Raw genomic sequence first — 16050 nt, forward strand, 5'->3', positions numbered from 1 at the left:
AATATTTTTGGGGCCGCTGCGCAGCCAATGCGGGGCAAGCCCGCTCGCCACAGGGGCACTTGCCACAAAGAATCACCTCTCCTTGATCGCTCCCCAGCCCAGGCCTACTCTGTGTGCCTGCCCGCGCTGAGCCGCCCACAAGGAAGGCCCCATGTTCGACCACCACGCCACACTCAAGCAGCACTTCAGTGCCCTGCGCACCACCGCCGAATTTTTCTCCCTGCGTTACGTGCGCGAGTCCGGCCAGTACCTGTCGGTGCGCAAGAACGTCGCCGAACCGCCGCACCTGAACCACGACGAAGGCGCCATGCTCACCGTGCGTTTGAACGGTGTGGAAACCTACGCCGCGACCCACGATATTTCCCTGCCTGGCCTGCAAGCCGCCCTCGAGCGCGCCGAACAGCAAGCCCGCCTGATAAAACCTCACGCCCTGCTCGACCTGCGCGACCAACCGGTGTCCAGCGACGTCGCCGACTACCTGTCGCCGCACCTCGAGCACGCCTTCCCGTCCTTGAGCGACTGCTACCAACTGCTCGGCGATGAGTCCTCGGCAGTGCCCCAGGACGAGCGCCTGGTGAACTGGGAAGTCAGCCTCGGCCTGACCCACGTCGAGCAGATCTACCTCAACAGTGCCGGCGCCGAACTGCGCCAGGCCCAGCGGTTTGTGTTCCCCGGCGTCAACGTCACCGCCTACGACGGCAACGACAGCCAGTCGCGCACCCTCGGCGGCAGCAACTTCGGCCAGCAAGGCGGGTTTGACGTGATCAGCCGCTTCGGCCTGGTGGGCGCCGCGCCGCGCATTGCCGACGAAGCCCTGCAACTGCTGCTGGCGCCAAACACGCCCCAGGGCCCGCGCGACCTGCTGCTGATGCCCGACCAGATGATCCTGCAGATCCACGAGTCCATCGGCCACCCACTGGAACTCGACCGCATCCTCGGCGACGAGCGCAATTACGCCGGCACCAGTTTTGTGAAGGCCAGCGACTTCGGCCAGCTGCAATACGGTTCCAAGCTGTTGAACGTGACGTTCGACCCGGACATTCCCGAGCAACTGGCCAGCTACGGCCATGACGACGACGGCACCGCCGCCAGCAAGCAATTCCTGATCCGCGAAGGGCTGCTGCTCAAGCCCCTGGGTGGGGCGTTGTCGCAGTTCCGCTCGGGCATGGGCGGCGTGGCCAACAGCCGCGCCAGCAGCTGGAACCGCCCGCCGATCGACCGCATGGCCAACCTGAATATCGAAGCCGGCGATAAGAACCTGGCGCAACTGATTGGCGGCATCGAAAGCGGCATCCTGATGTCGACCAACCGTTCGTGGTCCATCGACGATGCACGCAACAAGTTCCAGTTCGGCTGCGAGTGGGGCCAGTTGATTGAAAACGGCGAGCTCAAGGGCGTGGTAAAGAACCCCAACTACCGGGCGATTTCCGCGCAGTTCTGGCGCAACCTCAGCGCCGTGGGCGACGCCAGCACCTTCAAGGTGCTGGGCACGCCGAACTGCGGCAAGGGCGAGCCCAACCAGGTGATCCGCGTCGGCCATGCGTCGCCGGCCTGTGTGTTCAGCAACGTTGACGTATTTGGAGGAGATGCCTGATGAACACCTTCAAGGCATTGGTGCAGTGGCTCAAGCAGGCCATCACCGACAAGGAACAATTCCACCTGGGCTACGCGGCAGAATCGTCCGAGTTCGTGCGCTTCAACCACGCCAAGGTGCGTCAGGCCGGGCACGTGCAGCAGGCCAGCCTCAACCTCAAGCTGATCAGCGATGGCCGCCATGCCGACCTCGGCATCACCCTGGCCGGCGAGCCCGAGCTGGATCGCCAGCGCCTCGCCGACGGCCTGCGCCAATTGCGCGAAACCCTGCCGCTGCTGCCCCATGACCCGTACCTGCTGCTCAACCACAACGCCTGGCAAAGCCACAACGAACAGGCCCGCCCCCTGCCCGACCTGGCCCAGGTACTGAAAGAAATCAGCCAGGCTGCCGATGGCCTCGACCTGGTCGGCTTCTATGCCGCCGGCCCGATCAGCCGGGGCTTCGCCAGTTCGGACGGTGCGTTTGGCTGGCATCAGGCCAATAGCTTCAACTTCGATTTCAGCCTGTTCCACGCCAATGGCGAGGCGGTAAAAGCCAGCTACGCCGGCGACGCCTGGGACAGCGCCGAGTTCGCCCGGCGCTTCCAACTGGCGCGTGAACAGCTGGAATTCCTCGGCCGCCCGCTGCACCCGTTGGCGCCCGGACAATACCGCGCCTACCTCGCGCCGGCGGCGCTGGAAGAAATCATCAGCATCATCACCTGGGGTGGTTTTTCCGCCCAGGCCATCGCCAGCAAAGGCAGCTCATTGCAACGGCTGTATGCCGGCGAGCAGTCCTTGAGCCCGCTGGTGACGGTGAAAGAACACATCACCGACTCCCTGAGCCAGGCGTTCTCCAGCGAAGGCTACCCGCGCAGTGACGTCACGCTGATCAATGCCGGCCAGGCCGACGGCCAACTGGTGAACTCGCGCAGCGCCGCCGAATATGGCCTCAGCGCCAACGGCGCCAGCGGCGACGAATCCCCCAGCGCCTTGCAGATCGCGGCAGGCAACCTGGCCCAGGCCGAGATCCTCAAGCAACTGGGCACCGGGCTCTACATCAGCAACCTGTGGTACCTGAACTACTCCGACCTGCCCGCCGCACGCCTGACCGGCATGACGCGCTTCGCCACGTTCTGGGTGGAAGACGGCGAGATCAAGGCGCCGGTCAGCACCATGCGTTTTGATGACAGCGTCTACCAGTTGCTCGGTTCGCAACTGGAAGCGCTGACCGCCGAGCGGGAACTGCTGCTGTCGGCCAGCACTTATAGCCAGCGCAATACCGCGTCCAACCTGTTGCCGGGTGCCCTGATTAAACGCCTGACCCTGACCCTGTAGATACCCCCCCCTGTGGGAGCGGGCTTGCCCTCTCCCACCTTGTCCTGTGCTGATTTCAGACATCCCGGTTTCAGCCCTTCCTACCGTAAATTCTCTTCCTCCCAGTCTGCACGGGCAGCCTGTTGTCGCCTGCGAAAAACCTCGTTATAACGGTTAGTGGCACCCCGCCACCCCCACCCACGAGAGCACGACCTTGCCCGGGAAGGGCAAGCTGGAGCGTTGACATGAACCATGGAAGTTTTGTCATAGAAAAGCTGTTCAAGCACTACAACGTTCATGTTGAGCAACTGGGAAACGATTCGGAAAAGAACACCATTCTGATGGTCAATGGCGCACTGTCCACCACACGCTCATTCGCCCGTACCAGCAAATGCCTGGCCGAGCATTTCAATGTGTTGTTGTTTGACCTGCCCTTCTCGGGCTATTCCCGCGAACACAACACCGACCTCGACCTGGTGACCAAGGATGACGAGGTGCAAATCCTGCGCGCCCTGGTCGAACGCTTCCAGGTCAACCATCTGGTCTCGGCCTCCTGGGGCGGCATCTCCACGCTGCTGACCCTGGCGCACAACCCGCCGTCGATCGAAAGCTCGGTGGTGATGGCCCTGGCGCCCAACCTCAACCAGGCCATGCTCGACTATGTGGAGCGCGTGCGGGTGCTGATCGAGGCCGATGACAAATCCGCCGTCGGCCACCTGCTGAACGAGACCGTCGGCAAATACCTGTCGCCACGCCTCAAGCGCAACAACCATCGGCACCTGTCGAACATGGCCACCACCGAGTACCGCCAGGCGCGCTTTCATATCCACCAGGTGCTGGCATTGGGTGATGGCAACTACCTGCCGGCGCTGCGGCAGATCGAAACCCCGGTGCACTTTCTCAATGGTGCGCTGGACGAATACACCCCCGCCGCCGAGGCCCGACTGTTCAAACAGTACGTGGGCCACAGCAGCTTTGCGGTGGCCGAACACACTGGGCATTTACTCGACCTGGAGTCCCGCGAGGCCGCTTTGGCGGTGCACCGGGCGTTGTTGGATTTCCTGGTGGGAGAGCACGCGAACTTGTCGGACTTAGACGAACCGCCAGTGGGAAAAGGAGCGACGAATGGCGCATAATCGCCGACACATAGCCGGCTAACAAAAAGGTACCCCATGCCAGATCGTGCCCCTCTCGATGCCAAGACCGCCCGCTGGCTCCCCTGGGTGGTCGCGATTGCCTTCTTCATGCAATCGCTGGATGGGACGATTCTCAACACGGCACTGCCGGCCATGGCCCGGGACCTGGCGGAAAACCCGCTGCGCATGCAAGGGGTGGTGATCGCCTACATGCTCACCGTCGCCTTGCTGATCCCGGCCTCGGGCTGGATCGCCGACCGCTTCGGCACCAAGAAGATTTTCTTCGGTGCGATCATGCTGTTCAGCATCGGCTCCTTGCTGTGCGCCCTGTCCAGCAGCCTGACCATGCTGGTGGGCGCGCGGGTCATCCAGGGCCTCGGCGGTGCGCTGATGCTGCCGGTCGGGCGGCTCGTGGTGCTACGCGCCTACCCCCGCTCCGAGCTGGTGCGGATCATGGGTTTCATTACTATCCCCGGCCTGCTCGGGCCCTTGCTCGGCCCGACCATGGGCGGCTGGATGGTGCAATACCTGACCTGGCACTGGATCTTCCTGATCAACCTGCCGGTGGGCATGATCGGTTGCTACGCCGTGTGGAAATTCATCCCCGACCTGCGCGGCAGCGAGCGCACGCGCTTCGATGGCCTCGGTTTCCTGCTGTTCGGCGCGGCGATGGTGCTGATCACCATTGCCATGGAAGGTCTGGGCGAGCTGCATCTGCCCCACCTGCGGGTGATGCTGTTGCTGTTCGGCGGGTTGGCGTGCCTGGCGGCGTACTGGCTGCGCGCCGGGCATATCGATAACCCGTTGTTTTCACCGGCGCTGTTCAAGACCCGCACGTTTGCGGTGGGCATCCTCGGCAACCTGTTCGCGCGCCTGGGCAGCGGTGCCTTGCCGTTCCTGGTGCCGTTGCTGCTGCAAGTGGCCCTGGGGTATTCGCCGTCCCAGGCCGGCATGAGCATGCTGCCCCTGGCGGCGGCGGCGATGTTCGCCAAGTCGGTGGCGCGCCCGTTGATCGAGCGCCTGGGTTATCGCGTGGTGCTGACCGGCAACACCCTGGCCCTGGGCATCATGCTGGCGAGCATGGGCCTGGTCAGCGAACAGACGCCCTACCCGCTGCTGCTGGCCATGCTGGCGGTGCTGGGGGCAATCAACTCGCTGCAATTTACCGCGATGAACACCGTCACCCTCATCGACCTTGACGACGCCCAGGCCAGCAGCGGCAACAGCTTGCTGTCAGTGGTGGCGCAATTGTCCCTGAGCCTTGGGGTAGCATGCGCCGGTGCGTTGCTTGGCGGCTTTACTGCCGAGTCCGGCAACGATGGCGTGGAAAGCGTGCTCGGCGCCTTCCAGCTGACCTTCCTCACCGTGGGCATCATGGCGATGCTGGCGGCGGCGATCTTCCTGCAATTGTCGCCCAAAGACGGTAAACGGGCGGCCAGCCCGGAACAGCATATCGAGCATTAACCAGCGTCTCGTCTAGAACTTGCGGGGAAATTCCCACAGGGCTGGTACACTGCGCGACATTTTGTTTTGCAGAGCCAGTCCCGTGACTACCATCGCCACCGCTTTTAATACTTTGCCCCTGTCCGCCGCCATGCTGGCTAACCTCGACTCACTGGGTTATGTCGAGATGACGCAGATCCAGGCGCAAAGCTTGCCGGTGATCCTCAAGGGGCTGGACCTGATTGCCCAGGCCAAGACCGGCAGCGGCAAGACCGCGGCGTTCGGCATTGGCCTGCTGAACCCGATCAACCCGCGCTACTTCGGCTGCCAGGCCCTGGTGATGTGCCCGACCCGTGAGCTGGCCGACCAGGTCGCCAAGGAAATCCGCCGCCTGGCCCGCGCCGAAGACAACATCAAGGTCCTGACCCTGTGCGGCGGCGTGTCCCTCGGCCCGCAGATCGCCTCCCTGGAGCACGGCGCCCACGTGATCGTCGGCACCCCGGGCCGTATCCAGCAACACCTGCGCAAGGGTTCGCTGGTGCTGGACGGCTTGAACACCCTGATCCTCGACGAAGCCGACCGCATGCTCGACATGGGCTTCTACGACGCCATCGAAGACATCATCAGCAAGACCCCGCCGCGCCGCCAGACCCTGCTGTTCTCGGCCACCTACCCGGTGAGCATCAAGCAACTGGCGTCGAAATTCATGCGCGCGCCGCAGCAAGTGAAAGCCGAAGCGTTCCACTCCGACGACCAGATCGAGCAGCGTTTCTACGAGATCTCCCCGGAAGAACGCATGGACGCCGTGACCAAGGTACTGGCGCATTTCCGCCCGGCCTCCTGCGTGGCGTTCTGCTTCACCAAGCAGCAAGTGCAGGAAACCGTCGATCACCTGACGGCCAAGGGCATTTCCGCCGTCGGCCTGCATGGCGACCTGGAACAGCGCGACCGTGACCAGGTATTGGCGATGTTCGCCAACCGCAGTACTTCGGTCCTGGTGGCCACCGACGTCGCCGCCCGCGGCCTGGACATCGACGCGCTGGACATGGTCATCAACGTCGAACTGGCCCGCGACTCGGAAATCCACATCCACCGCGTAGGCCGTACCGGTCGTGCCGGTGAGACCGGCATCGCCATCAGCCTGGTGGCGCCGTCCGAAGCGCATCGCGCCCAGGCCATCGAGCAACTGCAGAAGTCGCCGCTGAACTGGGACCAACTCGACAACCTCAAGCCGCAAAGCGGTGGTCCGCTGCTGCCGGTGATGAGCACCCTGTGCATCGCCGCCGGGCGCAAAGACAAGGTGCGCCCGGGCGACATCCTCGGCGCATTGACCGGCGAAGCCGGCATCCCGGGTGCCCAGGTCGGCAAGATCGCGATCTTCGACTTCCAGGCCTTCGTGGCCGTGGAACGCGGCATCGCCAAGCAGGCGTTGCAGCGCTTGAACGACGGCAAGATCAAAGGCCGTTCGTTGCGCGTTCGGATCCTGTAACACGGTCTCCGACCTATATGGAGATCCAATGTGGGAGGGCGCTTGCTGTGGTGAGCGGGCTTGCCCCGCGCTGGGCTGCGAAGCAGCCCCACTGAATCGGGGCGCAAGCCCCCTCCCCCAGTTTTGATTGCATTTCAGCCCCCTATTTTTGTGAGGACATTGCTGTGCGCTCGACCGAAGTTGTGATCATTGGCGCCGGCGCCGCAGGCTTGATGTGCGCACTGACCGCCGCCGGGCGTGGGCGCAAGGTGATGTTGCTCGACCATGCGAACAAGGCCGGCAAGAAGATCCTGATGTCAGGCGGCGGCCGCTGCAATTTCACCAATATGTACACCGAGCCGGCCAACTTCCTCTCGCACAACGCGCACTTCTGCAAGTCCGCCCTGGCCCGCTATACCCAGTGGGACTTTATCGGGCTGGTGGCCAAGCACGGTGTGCCCTACCACGAGAAGAAACTCGGCCAGCTGTTCTGCGATAACAAATCCAGTGACATCCTCGGCATGCTGCTGGACGAGTGCATCCAGACCGGCGTGAGCCTGCACCTGGACACCTCGATTGAAGAAATCGCCAAGGTCGACAGCGGCTACCAGTTGCAGACCACCCTGGGTGAACTGCGCTGCGAATCCCTGGTGATCGCCACCGGCGGCCTGTCGATCCCGACCCTGGGCGCCAGCGGTTTTGGCTATCAAGTCGCCAGGCAGTTCGGCCACGAACTGCTGCCGACCCGCGCCGGGCTGGTGCCGTTCACCATCACCGACCAGCTCAAGGACTTGTGTGGCGAGCTGTCCGGGACCTCGGTGGATTGCCTGGTCAGCTGCAACGGCCAGAGCTTTCGCGAGAACCTCCTGTTTACCCATCGCGGCCTCAGCGGCCCGGCGATTCTGCAGATTTCCTCCTACTGGGAGTCCGGCGACACGCTGGAGATCAACCTGCTGCCCGACCACGACGCCCACACCTGGCTGCAACAGCAGCAGGTGGAGCGCCCCAACAGCGAGCTGAAAACCCTGCTGGGTGAAATCTTCACCAAGAAGATGGCCAACCTGCTGGCGGACACCTGGTTCGCGTCCAAGCCGATGAAGCAGTACACCCACGCTGAAGTGGCCGATATCGCGCAAAAACTCTCGAGCTGGCAACTGGTGCCGGCGGGCACCGAGGGCTACCGCACGGCCGAGGTGACCTTGGGCGGGGTGGATACGCGGGAAGTCTCGTCCAAGACCATGGAATCGCTGAAAAGCCCGGGCCTGTACTTTATTGGGGAAGTGCTGGATGTGACCGGGCATCTGGGCGGGTTTAACTTCCAGTGGGCCTGGGCCTCGGGTTACGCCGCAGCGCAGTACGCCTGATGAATGTGGGAGGGGGCTGGCTCCCTTCCACATTTGATTTGCGGTATGCCTGGGAATAATGTGCTGCCAGATGTGATCACCACCCTTGCCGTGGCGTCACTGATGGCTCAATTTAGCGGCATCGTCCCGGAAGACTCCAGACTTCATGTCATCGACCTCGTTCAAGCAGTCCATGCGGCGCCTGTGGGCGCTGGATAAATTCAGCTACAGCATCCGGGTGTTTATCGCCCTCACCGGCAGCATGGCGCTGTGCTGGTATCAGGATGAAATGGCCCTGCTGATCCCGCTGTTCCTGGGGATTATCGCCAGCGCCCTGGCCGAGACCGACGACAGCTGGCAAGGCCGCCTCAACGCCCTGGCGGTGACGCTGGTGTGTTTCAGCATTGCCGCGCTGTCGGTGGAGCTGCTGTTCCCCTACCCCTGGATTTTCGCCATCTCCCTGGCCCTGGCCACGTTCTGCCTGACCATGCTCGGCGCCTTGGGCGAACGCTATGGCGCGATTGCTTCGGCCACCTTGATCCTGTCGGTCTACACCATGATCGGCGTGGACCAGCGCGGCGGCGCCGTCAGTGATTTCTGGCACGAGCCGTTGCTGCTGGTGGCCGGCGCCGCCTGGTACGGCGCGTTATCGGTGCTGTGGCAGGCGCTGTTCTCCAACCAGCCGGTGCAGCAGAGCCTGGCGCGGTTGTTCCGCGAGCTGGGGCGTTACCTGAAGCTCAAATCATCGTTGTTCGAACCGATTCGCCAACTGGACGTGGAAGCCCGCCGCCTGGAACTGGCCCAGCAAAACGGCCGGGTGGTGGCGGCGCTGAATGCGGCGAAGGAAATCATCCTGCACCGTGTCGGCAATGGCCGGCCGGGGTCGAAGGTCAGTCGCTACCTCAAGCTGTACTTCCTGGCCCAGGACATCCACGAACGCGCCAGCTCGTCCCACTATCCTTACAACGCCCTGGCCGATGCGTTTTTCCACAGCGATGTACTGTTCCGCTGCCAACGCCTGCTGCGTCAGCAAGGCAAGGCCTGCCAGGCCCTGGCCGAGTCGATCCAGCTGCGCCAGCCGTTCATCTATGACGACAGCTTCGCCGAAGCCCTCAGCGACCTGAATGCCTCCCTGGAACACCTGCGCATCCAGAGCAACCCGGCCTGGCGCGGCCTGCTGCGTTCCTTGCGCGCCCTGGCGGCCAACCTGTCCACCCTCGACCGCCTGCTCGGCGACGCCAGCAACCCCGACGCCCTGGCCGACGCCACCGACAGCAACCTGCTGGACCGCGCCCCGCGTAACCTGAAGGAAATGTGGACGCGCCTGCGCACCCAGCTCACGCCGACATCGCTGCTGTTCCGCCATGCACTGCGCCTGTCCCTGGCGCTGACCGTCGGCTACGGCATGCTGCATGCGATCCACGCCTCCCAGGGTTACTGGATCATCCTCACCACGCTGTTTGTTTGCCAACCGAACTATGGTGCCACGCGGCGCAAGCTCGGCCAGCGGATCATCGGCACAGCCATCGGCCTCACCGTGGCGTGGGCGCTGTTCGACCTGTTCCCGAGCCCGCTGGTGCAATCGATGTTCGCCATCGCCGCCGGCCTGGTGTTCTTTATCAACCGCACCACCCGCTACACCCTGGCCACGGCGGCGATCACCCTGATGGTGCTGTTCTGCTTCAACCAGGTGGGCGATGGCTACGGACTGTTCCTGCCACGCCTGTTCGATACCCTGCTTGGCAGCCTGATCGCGGGCCTGGCGGTGTTCCTGTTCCTCCCGGACTGGCAAGGCCGGCGCCTGAACAAAGTGCTGGCCAACACCCTGACCTGCAACAGCATCTACCTGCGCCAGATCATGCAGCAATACGCCGCTGGCAAGAGCGACGACCTGGCCTACCGCCTGGCCCGGCGCAATGCCCACAACGCCGATGCGGCGCTGTCCACCACCTTGGCCAATATGCTGATGGAGCCTGGGCATTTCCGTAAGGAAGCGGACGTGGGCTTTCGCTTCCTGGTGCTGTCGCACACCTTGCTCAGCTACCTGTCGGGGCTCGGGGCACACCGCGAAACCCAACTGCCGGCCGAGGTGCGCGCGCACTTGATCGATGGCGCCGGCAATAGCCTGGCGGCGAGCATTGACGAAATCGCCACCGGGCTGGCGAACAAGCAGCCGATTGCGATTCAGAGCGATGCCGAGGAGGCCTTGGCGGCGGACCTGGAGCAGATGCCGGATGAGATTGATGAAGGGCAGAGGCTGGTGCAGACGCAGTTGGCATTGATATGCCGGCAATTGGGGCCGTTGCGCACCTTGGCGGCGCATTTGATCAAGGACACCAGCGCGGCTTAGGTCGCTATCGGGGGCCCGCACAGGCACTACATGCCATGGGCCTTCATCAACCGCTCATAACTGCCATCCGCCTTCATCCTGGCAATCTCGCGGTCAAAGCTCGCCACAATCTGCGCATGCTCGGGGTTCTTCAGGCTGACCAGGATATGCAGGCTGTTTTCGCTCAGTGGCGTGGGCAGAAACTCCACCGCATTGCGCACCCGCGCCGACTCGCGCGACAGGTAATAGCGCGCCACATACTCATCCTCCACGGTCAACCGCACCCGCTGCGCCGCCAGCATCCGCACCGCCATGGCGAAGTTATGCACCGGCACTTTCTGCAACTGCCCATCCCCATCGAACGCCGCTGAATAGGCATAACCGCGCACCACGGCAATGGGATAGTCGTGCAACTGCTCCAGGTTCTGAAACTCGATGGGATCGTCACGGCGCTTGATGAAACGCACGCGATTGAGCAGGTATTCGCCGGAAAACTGCCCCAATTGTGTACGGGCCTCGTCGTACCAGGCGTTGACCAGCACGTCATAGCGCCCATCGCCCACCCCCATCAGCGCCCGCGCCCAGGGCACCTGTTGGAAGTCGCTGGCATAGCCCGCACGGGCCAAGGCCGTGGTGACTATATCGGTGGCCAGGCCACCGTTGATCAAGGTGGCATCGGTAAACGGTGGCCAGGCATCCGCGACCAGGCGCAGACGCTGTGCGAACACAGGTGTCGCCAGCAACAACACTCCAATCAAAGCAACGGCACGAGACAATCGCGGCATGCTCAAAATCCTTGGCGGCGGGCGGTGGCCTTGGCTCAGGCAGGGCCTGAGGTTCTAACATTAGCTCAGATTACACAAAGAAACGGACGTCGAGAGCACTCAATGATGGCAAATTGATTTCATTCACAAAAAATAGTCGATTTAGACAGAGTCGTCCGTCGCGCTTACTATCCAGAACAGACATTCAAGTGAGAACACACCATGACAGTCGATTGGGTCTGTAAACATCACACCGACCTGGGCAAGGAGCAGCTGTACGCCATTTTGCGTTTGCGCGGCGAGGTCTTCGTTGTCGAGCAGAAGTGCGTCTACCAGGATATCGACGGGCAAGACCTGGCGGGCGATACCCACCACCTGATGGCGTGGAAAGACGACGAGCTGGTGGCCTACCTGCGCCTGCTGGACCCGGAGTCCCAGGGCGGCGACGTGGTGATCGGCCGTGTAATCGTGGCGCCGGTTGCACGGGGCACCGGGCTGGGGCACCAGATGATGGAAGAAACCCTCAGGCAGATTGACGAGATCTGGCCTGAGATGCCGATCTTCCTGTCAGCCCAGGCCCATCTGCAGGGGTATTACGGGCGGTATGGGTTTGTGGTGGCGGGTGAGGAATACCTGGAGGATGACATTCCGCATATCGGGATGCGGCGCGCTTGAGGCCGCCCAGCCACCACTGAACTCAGGGGTAACCCAGAACCCGCTTGATCTGGCTGAGATTCACCTCGATCCACCCCCGATCAATCGCGCCCCAATCGCGAATCCGATAATGCCCGGCATGGTTGCGGGCCCCATCCTCCTGCTCGAACTCACACACAATATCCAGGTCCGCCAGCGCCGCAATCGTGTCCTGCGCGGTGCGCCGGGGCATGCCGGTGACATCGGTCAGCGCCGGGACGCTGCTGGCCAGCCCACTGTCGATCAGGTACGCCACGTACAGCCGGCGGTAGAAGCTGCTTTTGGTCTTGCTCACATCCATGGTTGGTCGCCTTGTGCGGTCAGGGCTTGCCCTGCAGGTCGCGATACGTGAGGTATACCCGCAGGTCGAATTCCACCTGGTGGTAGCCGGGCATCATGTAGTCGCAGAGTTTGTAGAACGCTTTGTTGTGGTCCGATTCCTTGAAGTGCGCCAGCTCATGAACCACGATCATGCGCAGGAATTGCGGCGCGGCCTCTTTGAACAGCGAGGCAATGCGGATCTCTTTCTTGGCTTTGAGATTACCGCCCTGCACCCGCGAAATCGTGGTGTGCAGGCCCAGGGCGCGGTGGGTCAGGTCCAGGCGGTTATCGAACAGCACTTTGTCGATGGCCGGCGCGTTGCGCAGGTGTTCCTGCTTCAAGGCCTGGGCATAGGCGTACAGGGCTTTGTCGCTCTGCACCCCATGGCGATCGGGGTAACGCTGCTCCAGGTAGGCGCCCAACTGGTCCTTGGCGATCAGTTGGCGCACTTGCTCCTGGAGGGCAGCGGGGTAGGCCTGGAGGTATTTCAGCGCGGTCATTGGGGTCTGCAACAGGATTCGGATGGGCGCCAGTGTAGCGAATTCAGCGCACGCGGGCGCGTGACCAGTCGACCACTTCTTCAGCCATCAGGGGCTGCGCCGCCCACGGCCCCTGGATAAACGGGCAACCCTGGGCCTTGAGCCACTGGGCCTGCTCCTGGGTTTCCACGCCCTCGGCCACCACGACCACCTCAAAATGCCTGCACAGCTCGATAATGCTGCGCGCCATCGCCGCGTCCCGCACCGAGCCCGGCAGCCGCGCAACCAATTGCGGATCAAGCTTGAGTGTATCGAAGGCCAGGTCGCGCAAATGCGCCAGGGAACACTGGCCCGAACCGAAGTCATCCAGGGCGATACGCACCCCGATACGGCGCAGCAACTTGAGCTGCTTGGCGGCCTCTTCCAGGTTACTCATCAGGCAGTCCTCGCTGATTTCCACCTCCAACTGATACCCCTCCAGCCCATAGCGCTCGAGCATCTGCTGCAGTTGGTTAACCAGGTTAGGCATATTGAACTGACTGCTGCTCAGGCTCACGCTCAGCACCAATTCATCGTCGAACGCGGCTTGCCACGCCTGGCGCTGGGCGGCGATCTGCTGATAGATCCACGTGCTCAGTTGACTGATCAGCCGCGCCTCTTCCAGCAACGGTAAAAACAGCCCCGGCGGCACATCGCCGACGCTGGGGTGCCGCCAGCGCAACAACACCTCAACGCCACGCAAACGCCCATCCACCAGCGAAACCTGGGGCTGATAGACCAGGGTGAAATCCTTGTTTTGAATCGCCGTACGCACGCTGTCTTCAAGCATCAGCCGCGAGCGGGCGCGACCGTTCATTTCCTGGTCGTAATAGCGATATTGCTGGCGGCCGGCGCGCTTGGCTTCGTACATGGCGATGTCGGCCGCGCGCAGCAAACCACTCAAATCCGCGCCGCAATCCGGGAAGGTGGCAATGCCGATGCTGACGCCGAGCATGACATCCAAACCGTCGACCTGCTGGCACACCGACACTCGCTCGATCAGCTTTTCCGAGATCTTTGCCGCCTGCTCCGGGAACTCCAGCTCCAGAAGCGCCGTGAATTCATCGCCGCCCATGCGGCCAATAATGTCGTAGGAGCGCAGACAGCCCTGCAATTGCTCCGAGACCCAGCGCAATACACGGTCGCCGGCATCATGGCCCAGGGAGTCGTTGACCCGCTTGAAACCGTCCAGGTCCAGGTACAGCAACACCAGGGACTGCTCTGTCCGCTCACTGCGGGATAAGGTGTTTTCCACCGCCTGGTAGAAACCACGCCGGTTCAACAGCCCGGTCAGCGGATCCGTCACGGCCTGGAATTCCAGCTGCTGGTGCAGGTGGCGCACTTCGGACATATCCAGCACCGTCACCACCATGGCCTTCTGCTCTGCGGGCAGCGGCGCGCAGGACAACGCCACCGGCACTTGCTGGCCACGGCTGGTGCGCAGGAGCGCATCGTGCAGGCGCCAGGTTTCACCGCGGCGGTAGTCGGCGTACATTTGCGAATCCGGCCAAGTGGGCACATGGGGCTTTTGCAGGAAACTCAGGAAGTCCTGGCCTTGCAGTTCCTGGATCGTGGCATTGAGCAGGCGCGAAATCGCCGGGTTGGCGTATTCGATCACGCCCTCTTCACTCACCACCAGGATGCCCTCGGCGGCGTTATCCAATACCGAGGCATTGAACGCCCGGGCGGACTCCAGGTCATGGCTCAGGCGCTGCAAGGCCCGGCGGTTGCGCTGATGCTCCAGCAACGCCTGGACCTTGGGCTTGAGGATGTGCGGGTCGAAGGGCTTGAACAGGTAGTCGATGGCGCCGCTGGCGTAGCCTTCCAGCACGGCGGCGGGGGATTGGGCGTTGGCACTCAGAAAAATGATCGGGGTCATGCGCGTGCGCTGGCTGCCGCGCATCAAGCGAGCGACTTCGAAACCGTCCATGCCGGGCATCATCACATCCAGCAGCACCAGGTCGACCTCATGCTGCAGCAGTAACTCGAGGGCTTCCACCCCGGACGCGGCGGTGATCACCACCCAATCATCACGCTGCAGAAGCGCACGCATGCTGATCAGATTTTCCGGGTAGTCATCGACCACCAGAAGAACCGAACTGCCATCGCCATGAGGTGGAGCGCATTCCATGCTAGGTCTCTTCCTTGGGTCTACTCCGGTCACTTCTGAGAGAAAACCCGGACAAACATTGAGGCCTCACTCTAGCCCCGGATCCTGAAAATCAGAAGTGACGTGGACGCCATCATTGCGCCAAAGTTCAGTCAGCCGACTAACGGTCAACCTCTACAGCCCACGGTTCATGGGAAACATGGCTTTTTGGCATTCCCTTGGCGCCAATAAATTGCCAGCAAACGTTTAACAACTGGCCGGCCACCGCCTATAAAGAACCTGTCAGGCCCCCGGGCCAAAGCCTTCACCCCCTGTAAAAGGCCAATGCCATGATCGACCTCTCCACTTGGAACCTGAGCATTCCGGTCGGCTCGCCCCCCGCGACGATCGACACGCCCAGGCTGCTCAGCGGCTTCAACGACCAATACTTCCAGGCCGAAGGCAGCAACGTGCAATTCTGGACCCCCGTCACCGGCACCCGCACCGAAAACGCCGTGTACCCGCGCAGCGAACTGCGCGAAACCTACGCCGACGGCCGCCTGCGCAATTGGACCTACCCCGAAGCCGACAACTTCCTGCGCGCCACCCTGGCGGTCAACCAGGTGCCCTCCAGCGGCAAGATCGTCATCGGCCAGATCCACGCCTATGACAGCCAGAAACCGCTGATCAAGCTCGAATACCAGTTCAAGGAAAAGACCCAGACCGGCAACATCGTCGCCAAGGTGCGCATGCGCCCGGACGAAGATGAAAGCCGCGTGATCATCGTCGCGTCCAATGTGCCGCTGGAGAAAAGCTTCACCTACGTGATCAACCTCAACAAGGCCGGCCTGCTCAGCGTGTACGCCGCCGACAGTGAGTGGAACGAGCGTATCGGTGCCGCGTGGGCCGCCAAGCCGCTGTACTTCAAGGCAGGCGCTTATGTGCAGGACAACAGCGGGGACAGCAAGGAAGGCGCCAAGGTGACGTTTGCCAAGTTGGATATTGATCACGAGTGAACGGATCGGCCTCGATTCGAGCAGGCAATGCCCGATGGGCG

Annotated in this window: 13 protein-coding genes; 9 read left to right on the forward strand and 4 right to left on the reverse strand. The window is 62.6% G+C overall.

Annotated elements, in window-relative coordinates:
• Positions 1-151 precede the first annotated feature (151 nt).
• The 7 genes from BLW22_RS27470 to yccS all read left to right on the forward strand — a co-directional run bounded on the left by BLW22_RS27470 (position 152) and on the right by yccS (position 10629).
• Positions 152-1594: a TldD/PmbA family protein gene (locus tag BLW22_RS27470; RefSeq protein WP_065925475.1), complete on the forward strand. Its 1443-nt coding sequence runs from the start codon at positions 152-154 to the stop codon at positions 1592-1594.
• Positions 1594-2910 carry a TldD/PmbA family protein gene (locus BLW22_RS27475; RefSeq protein WP_074847799.1) on the forward strand — a complete coding sequence of 439 codons (1317 nt, stop codon included), beginning with the start codon at positions 1594-1596 and terminating at the stop codon, positions 2908-2910. Before BLW22_RS27470 ends, BLW22_RS27475 begins: the two co-directional genes overlap by 1 nt.
• Positions 2911-3134: 224 nt before the next feature.
• Positions 3135-4025: an alpha/beta fold hydrolase gene (locus BLW22_RS27480; protein ID WP_065925477.1), complete on the forward strand. Its 891-nt coding sequence runs from the start codon at positions 3135-3137 to the stop codon at positions 4023-4025.
• A gap of 36 nt (positions 4026-4061) precedes the next feature.
• Entirely contained in the window at positions 4062-5489 is a 1428-nt protein-coding gene (gene mdtD, locus BLW22_RS27485) for a multidrug transporter subunit MdtD (RefSeq protein WP_065925478.1), read from the forward strand.
• Positions 5490-5619: 130 nt separating this feature from the next.
• Positions 5620-6957, forward strand: a complete 1338-nt coding sequence (gene dbpA, locus BLW22_RS27490; protein ID WP_235865629.1) for an ATP-dependent RNA helicase DbpA — start codon at positions 5620-5622, stop codon at positions 6955-6957.
• A 164-nt stretch (positions 6958-7121) separates the two neighbouring features.
• Entirely contained in the window at positions 7122-8300 is a 1179-nt protein-coding gene (locus BLW22_RS27495; RefSeq protein ID WP_065925479.1) for a BaiN/RdsA family NAD(P)/FAD-dependent oxidoreductase, read from the forward strand.
• A gap of 145 nt (positions 8301-8445) precedes the next feature.
• Positions 8446-10629 carry a YccS family putative transporter gene (yccS, locus tag BLW22_RS27500; protein WP_065947504.1) on the forward strand — a complete coding sequence of 728 codons (2184 nt, stop codon included), beginning with the start codon at positions 8446-8448 and terminating at the stop codon, positions 10627-10629.
• A gap of 26 nt (positions 10630-10655) precedes the next feature.
• Here the strand turns inward: yccS and BLW22_RS27505 are convergent, their stop codons facing one another.
• Positions 10656-11393, reverse strand: a complete 738-nt coding sequence (locus BLW22_RS27505) for a substrate-binding periplasmic protein (RefSeq protein WP_065947505.1) — start codon at positions 11391-11393, stop codon at positions 10656-10658.
• Between the two features lie 201 nt (positions 11394-11594).
• Here BLW22_RS27505 and BLW22_RS27510 point away from each other — a divergent pair, with 201 nt between their 5' ends.
• Positions 11595-12047: a GNAT family N-acetyltransferase gene (locus tag BLW22_RS27510; RefSeq protein ID WP_065925482.1), complete on the forward strand. Its 453-nt coding sequence runs from the start codon at positions 11595-11597 to the stop codon at positions 12045-12047.
• A gap of 22 nt (positions 12048-12069) precedes the next feature.
• Here the strand turns inward: BLW22_RS27510 and BLW22_RS27515 are convergent, their stop codons facing one another.
• From BLW22_RS27515 to BLW22_RS27525, 3 genes are read right to left on the reverse strand one after another with little or no spacing between them, the layout of a single operon-like run.
• Positions 12070-12366: a winged helix-turn-helix domain-containing protein gene (locus tag BLW22_RS27515; protein WP_065925483.1), complete on the reverse strand. Its 297-nt coding sequence runs from the start codon at positions 12364-12366 to the stop codon at positions 12070-12072.
• 19 nt (positions 12367-12385) lie between these two features.
• Entirely contained in the window at positions 12386-12886 is a 501-nt protein-coding gene (locus BLW22_RS27520) for a M48 metallopeptidase family protein (RefSeq protein WP_065925484.1), read from the reverse strand.
• Between the two features lie 43 nt (positions 12887-12929).
• Positions 12930-15035 (reverse strand): putative bifunctional diguanylate cyclase/phosphodiesterase, encoded by a 2106-nt coding sequence (locus tag BLW22_RS27525; protein ID WP_065925485.1) that lies wholly within the window; start codon positions 15033-15035, stop codon positions 12930-12932.
• A 308-nt stretch (positions 15036-15343) separates the two neighbouring features.
• Here BLW22_RS27525 and BLW22_RS27530 point away from each other — a divergent pair, with 308 nt between their 5' ends.
• Positions 15344-16009, forward strand: a complete 666-nt coding sequence (locus tag BLW22_RS27530; protein ID WP_065925486.1) for a polysaccharide lyase family 7 protein — start codon at positions 15344-15346, stop codon at positions 16007-16009.
• Positions 16010-16050 lie beyond the last annotated feature (41 nt).

The organism is Pseudomonas marginalis (assembly GCF_900105325.1).
Lineage (GTDB): Bacteria > Pseudomonadota > Gammaproteobacteria > Pseudomonadales > Pseudomonadaceae > Aquipseudomonas > Aquipseudomonas marginalis.

Coding starts and splice junctions, on each gene's coding strand:
- BLW22_RS27470 (WP_065925475.1), top strand. CDS start 152: ATGTTCGACCACCACGCCACACTCAAGCAGCACTTCAGTGCCCTGCGC.
- BLW22_RS27475 (WP_074847799.1), top strand. CDS start 1,594: ATGAACACCTTCAAGGCATTGGTGCAGTGGCTCAAGCAGGCCATCACC.
- BLW22_RS27480 (WP_065925477.1), top strand. CDS start 3,135: ATGAACCATGGAAGTTTTGTCATAGAAAAGCTGTTCAAGCACTACAAC.
- mdtD (WP_065925478.1), top strand. CDS start 4,062: ATGCCAGATCGTGCCCCTCTCGATGCCAAGACCGCCCGCTGGCTCCCC.
- dbpA (WP_235865629.1), top strand. CDS start 5,620: ATGCTGGCTAACCTCGACTCACTGGGTTATGTCGAGATGACGCAGATC.
- yccS (WP_065947504.1), top strand. CDS start 8,446: ATGTCATCGACCTCGTTCAAGCAGTCCATGCGGCGCCTGTGGGCGCTG.
- BLW22_RS27505 (WP_065947505.1), bottom strand. CDS start 11,393: ATGCCGCGATTGTCTCGTGCCGTTGCTTTGATTGGAGTGTTGTTGCTG.
- BLW22_RS27510 (WP_065925482.1), top strand. CDS start 11,595: ATGACAGTCGATTGGGTCTGTAAACATCACACCGACCTGGGCAAGGAG.
- BLW22_RS27515 (WP_065925483.1), bottom strand. CDS start 12,366: ATGGATGTGAGCAAGACCAAAAGCAGCTTCTACCGCCGGCTGTACGTG.
- BLW22_RS27520 (WP_065925484.1), bottom strand. CDS start 12,886: ATGACCGCGCTGAAATACCTCCAGGCCTACCCCGCTGCCCTCCAGGAG.
- BLW22_RS27525 (WP_065925485.1), bottom strand. CDS start 15,035: ATGGAATGCGCTCCACCTCATGGCGATGGCAGTTCGGTTCTTCTGGTG.
- BLW22_RS27530 (WP_065925486.1), top strand. CDS start 15,344: ATGATCGACCTCTCCACTTGGAACCTGAGCATTCCGGTCGGCTCGCCC.